The organism is Sagittula sp. S175 (genome assembly GCF_049800975.1).
Taxonomy (GTDB): Bacteria; Pseudomonadota; Alphaproteobacteria; order Rhodobacterales; family Rhodobacteraceae; genus Sagittula.
This window is the reverse complement of the sequence record NZ_JBNAGB010000023.1, coordinates 13,602-30,577: the sequence shown is the minus strand read 5'-3', so window position 1 is coordinate 30,577 and position 16,976 is coordinate 13,602. Positions and strand designations below refer to the sequence as shown.

Annotated in this window: 16 protein-coding genes and 1 pseudogene; 10 read left to right on the top strand and 7 right to left on the bottom strand. The window is 65.5% G+C overall.

Features of this window, described 5'->3' with window-relative positions; genetic code table 11:
* Window positions 1-297: 297 nt before the first annotated feature.
* Both ACP16H_RS21365 and ACP16H_RS21360 read right to left on the bottom strand, forming a co-directional pair.
* Window positions 298-954 (bottom strand): ChrR family anti-sigma-E factor, encoded by a 657-nt coding sequence (locus ACP16H_RS21365; RefSeq protein WP_425074260.1) that lies wholly within the window; start codon window positions 952-954, stop codon window positions 298-300.
* Window positions 951-1,529 carry a sigma-70 family RNA polymerase sigma factor gene (locus ACP16H_RS21360; protein ID WP_425074259.1) on the bottom strand — a complete coding sequence of 193 codons (579 nt, stop codon included), beginning with the start codon at window positions 1,527-1,529 and terminating at the stop codon, window positions 951-953. The genes ACP16H_RS21365 and ACP16H_RS21360 overlap by 4 nt, the downstream gene beginning before the upstream one ends.
* A gap of 212 nt (window positions 1,530-1,741) precedes the next feature.
* On the opposite strand from ACP16H_RS21360, the pseudogene ACP16H_RS21355 reads away from it, so the two are divergent.
* The 5 genes and pseudogenes from ACP16H_RS21355 to ACP16H_RS21335 all read left to right on the top strand — a co-directional run.
* Window positions 1,742-2,572 (top strand): annotated as a pseudogene (locus ACP16H_RS21355) (NAD(P)/FAD-dependent oxidoreductase); the annotation flags it as partial.
* Between the two features lie 443 nt (window positions 2,573-3,015).
* Window positions 3,016-3,780 carry a DUF1365 domain-containing protein gene (locus ACP16H_RS21350; RefSeq protein ID WP_425074258.1) on the top strand — a complete coding sequence of 255 codons (765 nt, stop codon included), beginning with the start codon at window positions 3,016-3,018 and terminating at the stop codon, window positions 3,778-3,780.
* Entirely contained in the window at window positions 3,777-4,340 is a 564-nt protein-coding gene (locus ACP16H_RS21345) for a DUF3833 family protein (protein ID WP_425074257.1), read from the top strand. Before ACP16H_RS21350 ends, ACP16H_RS21345 begins: the two co-directional genes overlap by 4 nt.
* Window positions 4,337-5,071 (top strand): SDR family NAD(P)-dependent oxidoreductase, encoded by a 735-nt coding sequence (locus ACP16H_RS21340; protein WP_425074256.1) that lies wholly within the window; start codon window positions 4,337-4,339, stop codon window positions 5,069-5,071. Before ACP16H_RS21345 ends, ACP16H_RS21340 begins: the two co-directional genes overlap by 4 nt.
* 111 nt (window positions 5,072-5,182) lie before the next feature.
* The gene (locus ACP16H_RS21335) at window positions 5,183-5,521 is read left to right on the top strand and encodes a DUF3775 domain-containing protein (protein ID WP_425074255.1); all 339 of its coding nucleotides are present in this window, start codon (window positions 5,183-5,185) and stop codon (window positions 5,519-5,521) included.
* 34 nt (window positions 5,522-5,555) lie between these two features.
* Here the strand turns inward: ACP16H_RS21335 and ACP16H_RS21330 are convergent, their stop codons facing one another.
* A complete protein-coding gene (locus ACP16H_RS21330) occupies window positions 5,556-6,809 on the bottom strand; it encodes a DNA polymerase IV (RefSeq protein WP_425074254.1) in 1,254 nt (417 codons plus the stop codon).
* A 97-nt stretch (window positions 6,810-6,906) separates the two neighbouring features.
* On the opposite strand from ACP16H_RS21330, the gene ACP16H_RS21325 reads away from it, so the two are divergent.
* Genes ACP16H_RS21325 through ACP16H_RS21315 form a run of 3 tightly spaced genes read left to right on the top strand, consistent with a single transcriptional unit; the run spans window position 6,907 to window position 8,472 of the window.
* Window positions 6,907-7,803: an SPFH domain-containing protein gene (locus ACP16H_RS21325; RefSeq protein ID WP_425074253.1), complete on the top strand. Its 897-nt coding sequence runs from the start codon at window positions 6,907-6,909 to the stop codon at window positions 7,801-7,803.
* Window positions 7,800-8,063, top strand: a complete 264-nt coding sequence (locus ACP16H_RS21320) for an NfeD family protein (protein WP_425074252.1) — start codon at window positions 7,800-7,802, stop codon at window positions 8,061-8,063. The genes ACP16H_RS21325 and ACP16H_RS21320 overlap by 4 nt, the downstream gene beginning before the upstream one ends.
* Window positions 8,056-8,472, top strand: a complete 417-nt coding sequence (locus ACP16H_RS21315) for an NUDIX domain-containing protein (RefSeq protein WP_425074251.1) — start codon at window positions 8,056-8,058, stop codon at window positions 8,470-8,472. The genes ACP16H_RS21320 and ACP16H_RS21315 overlap by 8 nt, the downstream gene beginning before the upstream one ends.
* A 255-nt stretch (window positions 8,473-8,727) precedes the next feature.
* Here ACP16H_RS21315 and ACP16H_RS21310 read toward each other — a convergent pair whose 3' ends face one another.
* The 3 genes from ACP16H_RS21310 to ACP16H_RS21300 all read right to left on the bottom strand — a co-directional run bounded on the left by ACP16H_RS21310 (window position 8,728) and on the right by ACP16H_RS21300 (window position 10,483).
* Complete coding sequence (locus tag ACP16H_RS21310; protein ID WP_425074250.1) at window positions 8,728-9,003, bottom strand: hypothetical protein; 276 nt, start codon at window positions 9,001-9,003, stop codon at window positions 8,728-8,730.
* A 434-nt stretch (window positions 9,004-9,437) separates the two neighbouring features.
* Window positions 9,438-10,172 carry an orotidine-5'-phosphate decarboxylase gene (gene pyrF, locus ACP16H_RS21305; RefSeq protein ID WP_425074249.1) on the bottom strand — a complete coding sequence of 245 codons (735 nt, stop codon included), beginning with the start codon at window positions 10,170-10,172 and terminating at the stop codon, window positions 9,438-9,440.
* A gap of 47 nt (window positions 10,173-10,219) precedes the next feature.
* The gene (locus ACP16H_RS21300; RefSeq protein ID WP_425074248.1) at window positions 10,220-10,483 is read right to left on the bottom strand and encodes a hypothetical protein; all 264 of its coding nucleotides are present in this window, start codon (window positions 10,481-10,483) and stop codon (window positions 10,220-10,222) included.
* Between the two features lie 191 nt (window positions 10,484-10,674).
* Here ACP16H_RS21300 and clpB point away from each other — a divergent pair, with 191 nt between their 5' ends.
* Both clpB and ACP16H_RS21290 read left to right on the top strand, forming a co-directional pair.
* Window positions 10,675-13,287 (top strand): ATP-dependent chaperone ClpB, encoded by a 2,613-nt coding sequence (gene clpB, locus ACP16H_RS21295; protein ID WP_425074247.1) that lies wholly within the window; start codon window positions 10,675-10,677, stop codon window positions 13,285-13,287.
* A gap of 175 nt (window positions 13,288-13,462) precedes the next feature.
* On the top strand, window positions 13,463-14,707 hold the full coding sequence (locus tag ACP16H_RS21290; protein ID WP_425074246.1) for an aminopeptidase: 1,245 nt from the start codon (window positions 13,463-13,465) through the stop codon (window positions 14,705-14,707).
* A gap of 36 nt (window positions 14,708-14,743) precedes the next feature.
* Here ACP16H_RS21290 and ACP16H_RS21285 read toward each other — a convergent pair whose 3' ends face one another.
* A complete protein-coding gene (locus tag ACP16H_RS21285) occupies window positions 14,744-16,774 on the bottom strand; it encodes a calcium-binding protein (RefSeq protein WP_425074245.1) in 2,031 nt (676 codons plus the stop codon).
* Window positions 16,775-16,976 lie beyond the last annotated feature (202 nt).

The window sequence follows — 16,976 nt, the reverse complement described above, 5'->3', positions numbered from 1 at the left end:
TTAAGAGGGCGTCCGATGCAGATCGGGCGCCCTTATCTTGTGGTGCGGCGGGCGCGGACCACAAGGCGGAAGGAAATCGTAAAACAGGTGTACGGTTTGTAAGGGATGAACCGGCCGGTTTGGCCCGGTTTTCCGGCCGGTTGTTAACCTTTGCGGCCTGACCTTGCGTCACAAGCGGTTAACGGCACGAAAAAGCCCCCGCCGGGAAGGTGGCGGGGGCGGCTGTCCGGTCCGGGCGGGTTTGAGAGGAGAAGGCCCGAAGCGGCAGGATCAGATTCGGAAAATCGGCTGAAGCAGTCAGATCCGGAAAATCGGCTGAAGCAGCCGAGGCAGGAAGGAGTTGAACCGCAAGGGCGCGTCGGTGACGGCGAGGCAGATGCAATCCTCAGAAATGTCGGCCACGGGCATGTGGTTCACGGTGGGATCGGCGACCTCGATGTCGCCGCGCGCGAAATGGCCATCCTCGTCAGAGAACGCGCCCTGAAGCACCAGCGTCAGTTCCAGCCCCTTGTGCGAGTGGTCCGGCACGGCGACGCCTGCGGGGATGAACAGCAGACGTGCCGTCGCCTCGGGCGAGGTGTCGAGAATGGCCTGCTTCACCCCCATGCCCAAGGGACGCCAGCGCACCTTGTCCAGCGCGCCGATGTAATCGGCCAACGGGCCGGGTACGACCGGGTCGGAGGGCAGGACGATGGGGCGTGCGTCGGGCGCTGTGCCGTGGATCGTGGCCATGGCGCGGGACAGGGCGTCGTGGGCCAAGGGGGCCTCGGTCACGTCTTCAAGCAGCGCGCCGCCCACGGTCTCGTGCGCCTCGACCGCCGCGCGGCAGGTGTCGCAGAGCGAGACATGAGAGGCCACGATCAGGTTCACCGCCTCGGGCAGGGTGCCGGCGGCGTAGCCCATCAGGAGCTCTTCGGTCAGGTGGTGTTTCGGGTTGGGCATGGTGTCGGTCATCGCGCGTCTTTCGTATCCATGGCATGACGCAGGCGGTCCAGCGCGAGCCGTAGGCGGGATTTGATCGTGCCAAGGGGCAGGCCGGTGGCTTCGGCGATTTCGCTGTGCGTCATCTCGCCGAAATAGGCCTTTTGTACGAGGTCACGTTGCTTTTCGGGCAGGGCGGCAAGCGCCTGACCGAGGTATTCGGTTTCCTGTTGCAGCCCGACGAGGGCGGCGGGATCGGGGTCTGGTTCCGGGCCCCAAGGCAGGTCCTCGGGTTCGGGGCGCCTTGTGCGGCGGATCAGGTCGATCCGCTTGTTGCGGGCGATGGTGAACAGCCACGTCGCCGCCGACGCGCGGGTGGGATCGAACAGCGCGGCCTTGCGCCATGCAGTTGTCATCACCTCCTGCACCAGTTCCTCGGCCTGTGCGGCATCGGCGCCGGAGCGGATGAGGAAGCCCTTCAGGCGGGGGGCGAAGTGGCGGAAAAGGGCGGCAAAGGCGGCTTCGTCCCGGTGATCGCGGATGCGGATCAGGAGCGCGGCCCATGTGGCGTTTTCCCGGGTTTTGTCGTCGGGGTTTTCGGATGTCACCGGTTTTGCCTTTGGCTTTGACACCAATGATGGCCTGACGCGCGGGGGGGCGGCAAGGGGCAGGGCGTCGCAAGCGTCGGTTTGTCGGAATGCGGTGTACATGCCCAGCATACGCGGGGGCGCGCGGGCTGGATCAAAAATTTTTCGCGCTGAGTCATCCGGTCTGGCGTGTGGCGCGTAACCCTAGGTGAGACAAGCAGAAGGACCACGCCATGCCGTTCGAACAAAGCCCCGCCCCGCGTCGCCGGATTGCCGTCATCGGTGGCGGTATCTCCGGCATGGGGGCGGCGCATATGCTGGGCGATCAGCACGAGGTGGTGTTGTTCGAGGCAGAGGGACGGCTGGGCGGTCATGCCCGTACGCGGATGGTGATGGGGCAGCCGGTGGACACGGGATTCATCGTGTTCAACTACGCTAATTATCCGCTGCTGGCCGACCTGTTCGAGCGGCTGGACGTGCCGGTGGTGAAGTCGGACATGAGCTTTTCCGCGTCGCTGAAGGGCGGGCTGGAATACGGGCTGCGCGACCTGTCGGCGATCTTTGCCCAGAAGCGGAACGCGTTGAAGCCGCAGTACTGGGGGATGCTGCGCGATGTGATGCGGTTCAACGCGCGGGCCGTCGAGGTGGCGCAGGACGAGAGCCTGTCGCTGCGCGAATTCCTGCGGGTGTTGGGGACCGGCGATTGGTTCCGGGACTACTACCTGTTGCCGCTGTCCGGGGCGATCTGGTCGACTCCGCTTGAGAAGATCCTCGATTTCCCGGCGCACGCCTTGGTGCGGTTCTTCGAGAACCATGCGCTGTTGAGCCATACCGGCCAGCACCAGTGGTACACGGTCAAGGGCGGGTCGATCGAGTATGTCTCGCGCCTGCGGGGGGCGTTGCAGCGGCAGGGCGTCGGCCTGCGCGAGGGCGTCCCGGTGGAGGCCGTGCGGCGCGATGCCAGCGGCGCGCTGGTGCGGTCCAGGGGCGCGTGGGAGCGGTTCGACGAGGTGGTCTTTGCCACGCATGGGGATATTTCGCTGCGCCTGCTGGAGGATGCGGACGGGCAGGAACGCGCGGCACTGGAGCGGGTGAAGTACCAGCCGAACAAGGTGGTGCTGCATTCGGACGAGAGCCTGATGCCGACGCGGCGGGCCTGCTGGGCGTCGTGGAATTACTGCGAGGCGGCGGACAAGACGTCGGAGGCCATCGATCTGACCTATTGGATGAACTGCCTGCAACCGATCCCCGAGGCGCTGCCGCTGTTCGTGACGCTGAACTCCACCCGGCCGATCCGCGAGGAGGCCGTGCATGACGAGGTGGTGCTGCATCACCCGGTCTATGACGCCGGGATGCTGGCGGCGCAGCGGGCGGTGGCCGGGTTCAACGGCGCGCGGAACACCTGGTTCTGCGGCGCGTGGATGCGCAACGGATTCCACGAGGACGGGCTGGCGAGCGCGGCGGAGGTGGCGCGCGGGATCGGGACTCGGCAGCTTGGGGCCGTGGCATGATCGATTTCGTCCCGGCGCATACGTTCCACGGGCGGAAGGGCTCGGTCGAGAATGCGTTCCGGTATTCGGTGGATTACGTGCTGCTGGATGCTGAGGACGCCGAGGGGCCGGGGCTGTTCGCGCGCAATGGTGCGGGGCTGATGTCGGTGCAGGATGTGGACCATGGCGGCGCGCCCAAGGCGGGGCGGGGGCCGGAGTGGGCGCGTGAGGTCTTTGCCGCCTATGGCGTGCGGGTCGGGCTGCTGATGCTGCTGACGCAGCCGAGGCTGCTGGGCCATGTGTTCAACCCGGTGTCGTTCTGGCTGGCCTATGACGACGCGGGGCTGAGGGCGGTGATCGCCGAGGTGACGAACACCTTTGGCGACCGGCATTCCTACCTGTGTGCGAAGGAGGACGGGACGGTGATCGGGGCGTCGGACCGGATCGCGGCGCAGAAGGTCTTTCACGTCTCGCCGTTCCAGCCGATCGAGGGGGGATATACCTTCCGCTTCGACATCCGCGACGATCGGCTGGGCATCTGGATCGACCTCGATCACGCAGGCGGCGGGGTGATTGCCACGCTGGTCGGGCCGCGCAAACCGCTGACCAATGGCGCGATCCTGTGGTCGGCGCTGCGCAGGCCGTTCGGGGCGCGCCGTGTGCTGGCGCTGATCCACTGGCAGGCGCTGAAGCTCTGGTGGAAAGGCGCAGGCTACCGGGTGCGACCGGAGCCGCCGGCCGAGACGGTCTCGGGCGCAGAAGACCGGAGGGACGCGGCATGATGGCGGCATGGTTCGGGGCGGGCGCGGCGATGGTGGCGTTGCCGGTCTGGGCGCGCGGGCGCTTTGCAGCCTTTGGCGCGCAGGGGCCGGGCGACTACCTCGACGCGCCGGGAGAGATGTTCGATCCGCGCCACCACCTGAGCGGCGAGATGGGGATCGACGGCGTGATCTACGGGCCGATGGGGCGGGTGACCTCGCGGTTTTCCGGGGATTTCCAGGGGATCTGGCAGGGCAACGAAGGCGTGCTGAAGGAGACCTACCGCTATGCCTCGGGGCAGGTGGAGGACCGCGAATGGCGGCTGCGGCTGGGCAATGACATGACCCTGCGGGCCGAGGCCCCGGATGTGCCGGGCGGTGCGCGGGGGCGAATCAGCGGGCCGACGGTGCAGATGCGCTATCGGCTGAAACTGGGCGAGGACGCGGGCGGCCATGTCCTGCGCGCGACCGACTGGATGTATCTCTCTCCGGACGGCGCGGTGGTGAACCGATCGCAGTTTCGGAAGTTTGGTCTGAAGGTGGCTGAACTGGTCGCCGTCATCCGACCAAAGGAGACGACATGAGCCGGGATTGGGCAGGCAAACGCTATTGGCTGGTGGGCGCGAGCGAAGGGCTTGGCGCGGCGCTGGCGCGGGAAATGAGCGACGCGGGCGTGGAGCTGATCCTGTCGGCCCGGTCCGAGGACAAGCTGAACGAGGTGGCCAAGCACCTGCCCGCGAAGGCCGAGGTGAAGCCGGTGGACATCACCGACGCCGAGGCCCTGGCGCGGGTCGCCGACGAGATCGGCGAGATCGACGGTGTGGTGCAACTGGCGGCGGTCTACTGGCCCTTTGGCGCAAAGGACTGGGAAGCGGAGCACGCCAACCTGATGGCCGATGTGAACCTGGGCGGCGCGATGCGGCTGGTGGGCGTGGTGGTGCCGCGCTTTGTTGCGCGGGGGCATGGGCATATCGTGCTGACCGGATCGCTTTCGGGGTATCGCGGGCTGCCCGGCGCGGCGGCCTATGTGGCGACGAAGTCCGGCGTGATGGCGCTGGCGGAATCGCTCTACGCCGATCTGCGCGGCACGGGGGTCGAAGTGCAGTTGCTGAACCCCGGTTTCATCGAGACCCGGCTGACGGACAAGAACGATTTCAGGATGCCGTTCAAGATGAAGCCGAACGAGGCGGCTGAGGTCTATTTCGCGCATATGTCGGGCGGCGGTTTCCAGAAGGCGTTTCCGCGGCTGTTTTCCTGGGTCTTCCGGGGCAGCCAGTTCCTGCCGGACTGGCTGTATTACCGCGTTTTCGGATAGGCGCGAAAACGCGGCGCGGGTGGGTGGATGATTGCCCCGTTTGTTTAAGATCAAGGTGGCGTACCTCTTTTACGCCCATGCTGGGGGCGACTCGGACATGGGAGGCGTGACATGGAATTCAGCGACAAGATCAGCGTGCGGCAGGTGGCGGCAGTCATCCTCATGGCGCGCGAACTGGATCGGGGCGAGGGCGAATTGCGCGGCCTGATCGACCGGATGGACGAAGAAGAGGCCGCCGCGCTGACCGCGATCATGTGGATCGGGCGCGGGTCCTTCGAGGCGGAGGAATTCGACGATGCCTATGGCACCGCGATGTCCGAGGCGTCCACGCCCACGGCGGATTACCTGATCGGCACGCCGCATCTGGCGGACAACCTCGAAGCCGGGTTGGAGGCGCTGGGCTATGATCCGACCGACGAAGAAGACGAATTGATGCGGCGCGGCGCGTAAGCGGGTTACGCGGCAGGCCTGACGGATCAGACGCTCAGCGCAGCGCCCGGCCCTTCATGATCGCGTCATTGCCGAAACGCGCGCGGATTTCGTCGGCGGCGCGCTCGGCCTTGGCCCGTGTGGCGGCCTGCGGGTCCAGCAGGTCGGGCACGCGGTCGGCCATGCTGTCCGGCACAAGGTCCGACAGGCCGACGCCGATCAGCCGCCACGGGCCTGCCTCTGGCACCTGATCGAACAGCGCGCGGGCATTGCGGTACAGCGTGTCCGCCATCTGCGTCGCATCCGGCAGGGTCATGCGGCGCGTGATCGTGGTAAAGTTCTTGCGCTTGAGTTTGAGCGTTACGGTGCGGCCCGCCATGCCCTTGGCCTTGGCCCGGTCGGTGGTCTTTTCCGACAGCCGCCAGAGATGCCCGTCCAGCAGGTCGGGGTCCGAGGTGTCCTCGTTGAAGGTGGTCTCGTTCGAGATGGATTTGACCGGGGCATTGCGGGTGACGCGGCGGTGATCCTCGCCGCGTGCGAGGTGATAGAGCCGCTCGCCCATCGACCCGAAGCGGTGCATCAGGTCGCGTTTGTCCCAGCGCAGGAGGTCGGCAAAGGTGCGGATGCCCGCGCGGTCCAGCGAGGCTTGTCCGGCCTCGCCCACGCCCCAGAGCATCCGTACGGGTTTCGGGGTGAGGAAGGATTGCGTTTCCGCCTTGCCGATCACGGCAAAGCCGCGCGGCTTGTCGAGGTCGGAGGCGATTTTCGCGAGGAACTTGTTGTGCGACAGGCCGATGGAGCCGGTGACGCCGATTTCTTCGGCCATGCGTTTCGTCAGGCGGGCGAGCATGACGGCGGGCGGTGCGCCGTGCAAGCGGGCGGTGCCGGTGAGGTCGAGAAACGCCTCGTCGAGCGAGAGTGGTTCGATGGCGGGGGTCAGTTCCTCCATCAGCGCGCGGATCTGGCTGCTGACCTCGGCGTAGACCGCGCCGCGCGGTTTGACGACCACAGCGTCGGGGCAGAGTTGCAGCGCCTTGAACATCGGCATGGCCGAGCGCACGCCGCGAATGCGCGCGATGTAACAGCAGGTGGACACGACGCCGCGCCGGCCGCCGCCGACGATGACGGGCTTGGATTGAAGCTCGGGGTTGTCGCGTTTCTCGACCGAGGCGTAAAATGCGTCGCAGTCCATATGCGCGATGCTGAGATCGAAGAGTTCCGGGTGCGAGATGACGCGCGGCCGACCGCAGGCCGGGCAGCGGGTGCCGGCGTCAAAGGTGGTCAGGCAATCGCGGCACAGGCTGGGCATGGGCGCAGAATATCGCGACCTGAAGGCGCGGACAATCTGGCGCAGCGCGTCGGCAAGGCTTAAGTATTTCACAGATATTTGAACGAAAGGGACTTCGATGACTCCGGAACAGGTTGTTGGTCAGTTCATCGGCGGGAATATTGTCCTGCTGCTGCTGGCGGCGTTTATCATTCTTTGTATCTTCCTTGGCGTGCGGATCGTGCCGCAGTCGGAAAAGCACGTGGTGGAGCGGTTTGGCCGCCTGCGCGCGGTGCTGGGGCCGGGGATCAACTTTGTCATCCCCTTCCTCGACAAGGTGAAGCACAAGATTTCCGTGTTGGAACGGCAGTTGCCCACCGCCTCGCAGGACGCGATCACGCTGGACAACGTGCTGGTGGAGGTGGAGACCTCGGTTTTTTACCGCATCCTTGAGCCGGAGAAGACCGTGTATCGCATCCGTGACGTCGATGCCGCGATTGCCACGACCGTGGCGGGCATCGTGCGCGCCGAGATCGGCAAGATGGAGCTGGACGAGGTGCAGTCGAACCGCTCGCGGCTGATTTCCGAAATCAAGGCGCTGGTGGAGGACGCCGTCGACAACTGGGGGATCGAGGTGACGCGGGCGGAGATCCTTGACGTGAACCTCGACCAGGCGACGCGGGATGCGATGTTGCAGCAGTTGAACGCCGAGCGGGCGCGCCGGGCGCAGGTGACCGAGGCCGAGGGCAAGCGCCGCGCGGTGGAACTGGCCGCCGACGCGCAGCTGTACGCGGCCAAGCAGGAGGCCGAGGCGCGGCGCATCACGGCGGACGCCGAGGCCTATGCAACCGGCGTCGTGGCCAAGGTGATCCGTGAAAGCGGCATCGAGGCAGCGCAATACGAGGTCGCGTTGAAGCAGGTCGACGCGCTGCGCAAGATCGCCGAGGGCGGGGGCACGCAGACCATCGTCCTGCCGTCGAACGCAGTCGACGCCTTTGCCGACGCGTTCAAGCTGTTCAGGGGAGGCAAATCATGAGCTGGGATACCTGGTGGCTGTGGATCGCCTTTGGCGTCGTGCTGCTGATCGTCGAGGTGGCGGCGCCCGGGTTCATCGCCCTTGGGCTGGCGGTCGGGGCCTTTGTCGTGGGGCTCTTGTTGCTGGTCATGGGGATGTCGCTGCCGGTGGCGCTGCTGGTCTGGGCCGTGGCCTCGCTGGTGGCCTGGCTGGTGATCCGCAAGCTGGCCGGAGAGCGCAAGGGGCAGGTGAAAATCTGGACCACCGACATCAATGAATGACGCGCGCCGCGCTTTCCGGGGCGCGAAACTGATGCTGTTCGCGGGGGACGATCTGCTGGTCATTCGCCGCGATGACCTTCCGGGGCTAGAGTGGGCCGGGTATCTCGATCTGCCCGGCGGGCTGCGCGAGCCGGGCGAGACGCCGGAGGCCTGTGTCTTGCGCGAGTTGCGCGAGGAATTGGGGCTGGATCTGCCGGTGGAGTTGCTGCGGGTCGCGCTGATCCGGCACGCGCCGAAGGGGGTGGAGTGGTTCTTTGCCGCCCATGGCCCCGCCGATCTGGTGGACCGGGTCCGGTTTGGCGACGAAGGGCAGGGGTGGAAGCCGATGCGGCCCGAGGGGTTTGTCGAGGCCGAGGATGCGATTCCGCATTTCCGCGTGATCCTCGGGAATTATCTGCGGACCATTTGAGGCGAATGGGCAAGAAAAAACCGGGGCCGCCTGAAATTGGCAGACCCCGGTCAGTATTCCGGACCTCAGGGGACAGTAGAGGACCCGGACGGCAGGCTCATACAGGCGTATGAGCTGCAGGCAGATCGCCCCGTTTGGGGCTGCCGGACCCCTCTGGCAGCGAGGGATCCGGCGCTGATACGCGAGCCGAGGGACAAAGGCTGCGCATCGACGTGTCAGGCGGACGAGCAGCCACGCCGGACGAATTCTGGCGGCTCAGGCCGCGTGCGGCATCTCGGCGCCAGAGCGACGCGGCGGCACGATCGGCTGGCGCAACTGGCGGGATTTCAACGCAGTTTTGTCGGTCAGCGCCATCAGCGCGGTGTTGAGAAGCCCGCGCGAGGCGGCTTCGAAGTCCGTGGTGATCGGCGCCGTGAACTGGCTGGCGACGTGCACGCGCCCGGCGGGGGTGTGCAGGGTGACCAGAGCCTCGAAACACTGTTCGACGGCATTGTAACGGACGTCATGGATGCGCGGAGTCATGTCGCTCATACCTGTATTCCTTTCTGCCCTTGCTGGCCCGTCTTGGGCCGCTCTGATGCATTAACGTAACAGCCTGTGGAAAAGTTTCACGGGTAAATCAGAAAGCCCTTTTCCCCCTGATTCAGCGGGTTGGCGGGAAGTTGCACATGAGTCGGCCAACTTATGCCCATTTAACCCACAAGTTTATCCACACACGGAGGCGTGACGGGTTGCCCCCTTGCAGTCTTAACAATCGTTACCATTTGGTTGCGCCGTTTATCTGGCGTTTACAGATTGTTAACCACCTTGCGGCGGGTTTGGTTCCGAGGGGGATCTATATTTCGTAGGCGGTCCCTCTGAGACATTGGTATTTTGTGTTTATGTCTAAATAGTGACGCCATGTGAAAAGGCCCCACAGGGGGTGTCCTGCGGGGCCGTCGGGCGAAGATTAATCTTTGCGGGTGTCAGTGCGCGCGCTGAGCCTCTGGCGAATTGAGCTCGGCCACGATGGCCTCGGCCGCGGCGCGGGGGCTGAGGGCCTTGTGGATCGGGCGGCCCACGACGATGTGGTCGGCACCGTCGCGAATCGCCTGCGCCGGGGTGGCGATGCGTTTCTGGTCGCCCTTGTCAGCGCCGACCGGGCGCACGCCGGGGGTGACGATGAGCCGACCGGCGGACTCGGGCAGCGCGCGGATCATCACGGCCTCGTTCGGCGAGCAGATGATGCCATCGGCCCCGGCGTCAAAGGCGCGACCGGCGCGCTCGGTGACCATGTCGGGGATCAGCCCGTCCTTATACATGCAGTCGTCGAGGTCGCCCCGGTCCAGCGAGGTCAGGATCGTCACGCCGAGGATCTTCGTGTTGCTGCCCGCCGCGCCTTGTTTCGCGGCACGGATCACATGGGGGTCGCCGTGCACGGTCAGGAAATCGAGGTCGAACTGGGCGATACCGCGCACCGCCGCCTCGATCGTGGCGCCGATGTCGAAGAGCTTCATATCGAGGAAGATGCGTTTGCCGTGTTCCTGCTTCAGTTCGTTGGCCAGCGCCAGCCCGCCGCCGGTCAGCATCCCCAGGCCGATCTTGTAGAAGGAGACGGAGTCCCCGAGGGTCTGCACCAGCTCGACGCCTTGCAGGACGTTCGGCACGTCAAGGGCAACGATCAGGCGGTCATTGGATTGGGGCAGGGTTTCGGCGGTCATCTGGCGGCACTCCTTTTGCACCCATGTGGCCGCCTGCGCCCGCTACGTCAAGCGCGCCGGAGTTCGGGCGGCAGCACGCCGGGGGCAAAGCGCAGCCGTCCGCGTTGGCGGTAGTCCGGGATGCGCCGTGCCTTGCGCAGGGCCTCGGCCAGCAGGAGCAGCCGGTGGCGGCTGTGCTGAACCTCGACCCTGCGCGGCATGGTCAGCGGGATCTGCATCCGCGTGTCTTCGGACACAAGGACGACCGACCCGCTGAACGGCCCGTTGGGGGTTGGTTTGAAGCCTGCAAACTCGATTCTGGTGACATACATTTTCTGCCTCTGTTTTGCAGGATGTTTGCCATGTCGCCCTTTAACATATGGTGCACGACATGCGTGGCATTTTCGCAACAAATCCCTTGAAGGGCGGGCGTGGGATGCCCATGTTTCGGACGAGGCCCGAGGGGGCCACGTGCCGCAGTGGTGGGCGTGGTCGTGAAGGGCGCTTTTAGAGGAGAGCCAAGATGAACTTGGAGAAATTCACCGATCGTGCGCGTGGGTTCGTTCAGGCCGCGCAGACGATCGCGATGCGTGAAAGCCATCAGAAGCTGGCGCCGGAGCACCTGTTGAAGGCGCTCATGGATGACGAGCAGGGGCTTGCATCCAACCTGATCGCTGCCTCGGGCGGCGATGCCAAGCGCGTGGTGCAAGTGCTTGATACCAAGATGGCAAAGATCCCGAAGGTCTCGGGCGATGCCGGTCAGGTGTACCTGGATTCGGCCACCGGCAAGGTGCTGGACGAGGCCGAGAAGATTGCCAAGAAGGCAGGCGATTCCTTTGTTCCGGTGGAGCGGATCCTCATGGCGCTGGCCATGGTGAAATCCCCCGCAAAGGAGGCGCTGGATGCGGCGAATGTCTCGGCCCAGGGGCTGAACACGGCGATCAACGACGTGCGCAAGGGGCGGACGGCGGACAGCGCGTCGGCCGAGGATGCCTATGAGGCGTTGAAGAAATATACCTTGGATTTGACGGAACGCGCCCGCGAGGGGAAGATCGACCCGATCATCGGTCGGGACGAGGAAATCCGTCGCGCGATGCAGGTGCTGTCCCGCCGGACAAAGAACAACCCGGTGCTGATCGGGGAACCCGGCGTGGGGAAGACCGCGATTGCCGAGGGTCTGGCGCTGCGCATCGTCAACGGTGACGTGCCGGAGTCGCTCCTTAACAAGCGGTTGCTGAGCCTCGATATGGGCGCGCTGATCGCCGGTGCGAAGTACCGCGGCGAGTTCGAGGAGCGGCTGAAGTCGATCCTCTCGGAGGTCACCTCGGCCGCCGGTGAGATCATCCTGTTCATCGACGAGATGCACACGCTGGTCGGCGCGGGCAAGGCGGATGGCGCGATGGATGCGTCGAACCTGCTGAAACCGGCGCTGGCGCGCGGGGAGCTGCATTGCGTTGGCGCGACCACGCTGGATGAGTACCGCAAGCACGTCGAGAAGGACGCGGCCCTCGCGCGGCGCTTCCAGCCGGTCATGGTGCAGGAGCCGACGGTCGAGGACACCATCAGTATCCTGCGCGGCATCAAGGAGAAGTACGAGCTGCACCACGGCGTGCGGATCTCGGACAGCGCCCTGGTGGCGGCGGCGACGCTGTCGCATCGCTACATCACCGACCGCTTCCTGCCGGACAAGGCCATCGACCTGATGGACGAGGCCGCCAGCCGTCTGCGGATGGAAGTGGACAGCAAGCCCGAGGAACTCGACGCGCTGGACCGCGACATCTTGCAAAAGCAGATCGAGGTCGAGGCGTTGAAACTGGAGGATGACCAGGCGTCCAAGGACCGGCTGGAAAAGCTGGAAAAGGATCTGGCCGAGCTTCAGGAGAAGTCCGACGCCATGACGGCGCAGTGGCAGGCGGAGCGTGACAAACTCAGCCAGTCGCGGGACCTCAAGGAGCAGCTGGACCAGGCGCGCGCCGAGTTGGAGATCGTCAAGCGTGAAGGCAACTACGCCCGCGCCGGGGAACTTCAGTACGGCAGGATCCCGGAGCTGGAGAAGAAGCTGGCCGAGGCCGAAGGCGGCGACGACGTGATGGTCGAGGAGGCCGTGCGCCCGGACCAGATCGCCTCGGTGGTCGAGCGGTGGACCGGTATTCCGGCGGGCAAGATGCTGGAAGGCGAGCGCGAGAAGCTGCTGGGCATGGAGGCGAACCTGCATCGTCGGGTCGTCGGCCAGAACCAGGCGGTGACGGCGGTGGCGAATGCCGTGCGGCGTGCGCGTGCCGGTCTGAACGACGAGAACCGGCCGCTGGGCTCGTTCCTGTTCCTCGGACCGACCGGCGTCGGCAAGACCGAGCTGACGAAGGCCGTGGCGGAGTTCCTCTTTGACGACGACAACGCGATGGTGCGCATCGACATGTCGGAGTTCATGGAGAAACACGCCGTGTCGCGGCTGATCGGTGCGCCTCCGGGCTATGTCGGCTACGACGAGGGTGGTGTCCTGACCGAGGCCGTGCGGCGTCGTCCCTACCAGGTCGTGCTGTTCGACGAGGTGGAAAAGGCGCATCCTGACGTGTTCAACGTGCTGTTGCAGGTGCTCGACGATGGTGTGCTGACCGATGGTCAGGGCCGGACCGTAGACTTCAAGCAGACGCTGATCGTGCTGACGTCGAACCTTGGGTCGCAGGCGCTGTCGCAGCTGCCCGACGGGTCCGATCCGGCTCAGGCCAAGCGCGACGTGATGGACGCGGTGCGGGCGCACTTCCGCCCCGAGTTCCTGAACCGTCTGGATGAGACGATCATCTTTGACCGGCTCAAGCGCGCGGACATGGACGGCATCGTCGATATCCAGATGGCCCGCCTGCTGAAGCGCCTTGCCGCGCGCAAGATCCGGCTGGAGCTGGACCAGGGGGCGAAGCAGTGGCTGGCGGATGAAGGGTACGATCCGGTGTTCGGTGCCCGCCCGCTGAAGCGCGTGATCCAGCGCGCCTTGCAGGACCCGCTGGCAGAGATGCTGCTGGCTGGCGATGTGGTGGACGGCGACGTGGTGCCGGTGTCCGCCGGGGCCGAGGGTCTGCTGATCGGCGACCGGATCGGGGCGACCAACCGGCCCAAGCCGGACGATGCTGTCGTCCATTAAATGTTGACGGAAAAGGCGGGGGAGACCCCGCCTTTTTCATGCGCCGGGGCGAAGTCTTTGAAAGACTTCGGGGCGGAAACTTTTGAAGTTTCCGCGGCGCGCGGGGCGGGCCGGGGTTGATTTTTCCGCCCGCATTCGCAGGTTGCTTGGGACAGACCTTGTTTCAGGAGCCTCCATGACCGTCACACTCGATCCCGTCCTGACTGCCCGCCTTGCCGATGTCGCGGTGAATGTCGGGCTGAACCTGCAACCGGGGCAGGACCTTGTTCTGACGGCGCCGGTCGAGGCGCTGCCGCTGGTGCGCGAGATCGCGGCCAGTGCCTATCGTGCAGGTGCTGGCGTGGTGACGCCGATCCTGTCGGATGACGCGGTGGCGCGGGCGCGGTTCCAGAATGCGCAGGACGAGAGTTTCGACAAGGCGGCGGACTGGATGTATCGCGGCATGGCAGAGGCCTTTGGCAACGGCGCGGCGCGGATGGCTGTTGCGGGGGCCGATCCGATGGCGCTGGCCAAGGAAGACCCGGCCAAGGTCGCGCGGGCGAACAAGGCCAACTCCATCGCCTACAAGCCCGCGCTGGAAAAGATTTCCAACTTTCACATCAACTGGAACATCGTGGCCTGGCCCACGGCGGGCTGGGCGCGGCAGGTGTTCCCGGACCTGCCCGAGGACGAGGCGATCGTGAAGCTGGCGGATGCGATCTTTACCGCGTCGCGGGTGCGCGTGGACGATCCGGTGGCGGCCTGGGCCGAGCATAACGCGGCGCTGGCAGCGCGCTCGAAATGGCTGAACGCCGAGCGGTTCGATGCGCTGCATTTCACCGGGCCGGGCACCGATCTGGTGGTCGGGCTGGCCGATGGGCACGAGTGGCATGGCGGGGCGTCCACGGCGCAGAACGGCGTGACATGCAATCCGAACATCCCGACCGAGGAGGTGTTTACCACGCCGCACGCCCATCGGGTGAACGGCACCGTTCGGGCGACGAAACCGCTGTCCTACAACGGTGCGCTGATCGAGGAGATCGAGATGCGTTTCGTGGACGGGCGCGCGGTGGAGGCTCGGTCAACCTCGGGCGAGACGGTGCTGCAAAGCATGATCGACAGCGACGAGGGTGCGCGGCGGCTGGGCGAGGTGGCGCTGGTGCCGCATCGCTCTCCGATCTCTGACACGGGGCTTTTGTTCTACAACACGCTGTTTGACGAGAACGCGGCCTGCCATATCGCGATGGGCCAGTGCTATTCCAAGTGCTTCCTCGACGGGGCGTCGCTGACGGCCGAGCAGGTGGCGGCGCAGGGGGGCAATGCCTCGATGATCCATGTGGACTGGATGATCGGCGGGCCGGAGACGGATATCGACGGGGTGCGGGCGGATGGCTCGCGCGTGCCGGTGTTCCGCAAGGGCGCCTGGGCGCAATCGGTCTGAAAGGTTGGCGCGCCCCGGGAGGGCGCGCCGTTTTCGTCAGAAGATGAAGTCGTCGGCGGTCAGGTCCGCCGCATCCGTGTTCTGCACGAGGATCGTGTTGGTGCCGTCGATGTCGATCAGCGTGTCGGTGCCTTGCTGGGTCAGGGTCAGGTCACCCATGCCCGACAGGCGGTAGGTGGCGAGGTTAAGCAGGTCGAGACCGTCTTCGAAATCGGTGATCGTGTCCGCACCTGATAGACTGCGGAACATGAACACGTCGGCATCCGCGCCGCCCGTCAGCAGGTCGTCGTCGCGGCCTCCGTCGATGGTGTCGGCCCCCGCGCCCCCGTCCAGCGTGTCGTTCTGGTTGCCGGCGGCCATCACGTCGTCGCCGCCGCCGCCATTCAGGATATCGGTGCCGGACCCGCCGTACATCAGGTCGTTGTCGGCGTCGCCGTTCAGCAGGTCGTTGCCCGCCGCGCCGATCAGGAAGTCGTTGCCATCGCCGCCGTTGATCGTGTCCGACGCCTTGCCGCCGTCCAGCTTGTCGTCGCCACCGAGGCCGTCGATGGTGTCGTTGCCGTTCAGGCCTTCGATCAGGTCGGCGCCCGCCGTGCCGGTGAGCATGTCGGCGGTTTCGGTCGGGGCGATAGTCGGGGGCGGCGCGGCCGCGAGGACGAAGTCCGCCGCCGTCAGCGTGGCCGCGTTCACCGCCCAGAGCAGCAGCGAATTGCCGTTTCCAAGGTCGATCAGCGCGCCGTCAGCGATTTGGCTGAGGGCGATGGCGTTGAAATCGCCGATATCCAGGATCGTCAGGTCGATTTGGTCAGACCCGCTGGTGAAGCCGTAGATCGTGTCGTTCCCGGTATCGAGGCGGTCGACGATGAACAGGTCGTTGCCGCCGTCGGTGACGGTCGTGCCGCCTGCCAGCGCGTCGTTGCCATGGCCCGCGAGGATGGTGTCGTCGCCCTCGCCGCCGAACATCTCGTCGTTGTCCTTGCTGCCGTCGAGGAAGTCGTTCCCCGCGCCGCCCAGCATCGAGTCGTTGTTGTTGCCGCCCAGCAGGATGTCGTCGCCGTCCTCGCCCAGCAGGAAGTCGCGGCCCGAGGAGCCCCAGAGCGTGTCATTGTCCGCACCGCCCCAAATGGTGTCGTTGCCGCCGCCGCCGTCGAGTGTGTCGTTGCCAGCGTCGCCGTAGAGCAGGTCGCCGTCGTCGCCGCCTTCGACGGTGTCGTCACCTGCGCCGCCGTAGAGGGTGTCGTTGTTCTCTTCGCCCCGCACCAGGTCGTTGCCGTCACCGCCCGAGACGATGTCGTCATGGACGCCGCCGCGCACGATGTCGTCCCCCGCGCCGCCGTCGAGACTGTCGTTGCCGCTGCCGCCGTGAAGGTAATCGTTGCCCTCGCCACCAAGGAGGGTGTCGTCGTTGCCGCCTCCGCCCAGCAGGTCGTTGCCCGTGCCACCGTCGATGGAATCGTTGTGCTGGCCGCCGAGGATGGTGTCATTGCCTGCGCCACCCAGCACGGTGTCGTTGCCGCCACCGGCGTCGAACATGTCGTTACCGTCCAGCAGGTCGGTGTATTCGCCGCCCGGCAGGCCGGTCAGGTCGTCGTCGCCGTTGGTGGGGCCGGTGACGGGAGGGACGTAGGGCCCTTCGACAATGGTCATGGAATAAGGGGTCGCCGCGGTGCCGGAAAACTCGCTCGCGAGGATTCTCCACTGGCCGCTGGTCGATGGCGTGAAGGTATAGGCAAACCCGGTGCCCAGATCGGTGCCGGCCAGGGACGCGATGGCGGTCAGACCAGTCGTGGACTGTAGATAGGCCCATTGCGCACCGCTGCCGTCGGTCGTGTTGAATTCGTAGAAGTCGATGACGCTGGTGCTGTCGTAGGCCATCTGGATGAGGCCGTCGGGGTTTCCGTAGAGGCCTTCGAGCACGACCGTATAGCTGACGCCTGCGACCAGATTGACGAAGAACAGATCCACGGAGTCACCTGGCGCACCGACGGTGCCTGTAAGTGTGTCGCCAAGCGCAAGGGTCGGCGCCGTAAGATTGCCGATGTCGGTGGTTTCGGTGAAGGTGGCCATGATCGTGTCCCCAGCAATGACAAACTGACTCGTCCGGGACGCTCGAAAACAGGGCAGCATCGGCACCGAACACTTAAAATGGTTAACGGCGCTTCAGCAAATCAGGCAAGATTTTAGGCTGATTCACGGCGAATTTGCGGAATCATGTCCCGTCATGAGGGTCAATGGTTGACTCGAATTGGGACTGTTTCCCGATTTGGCG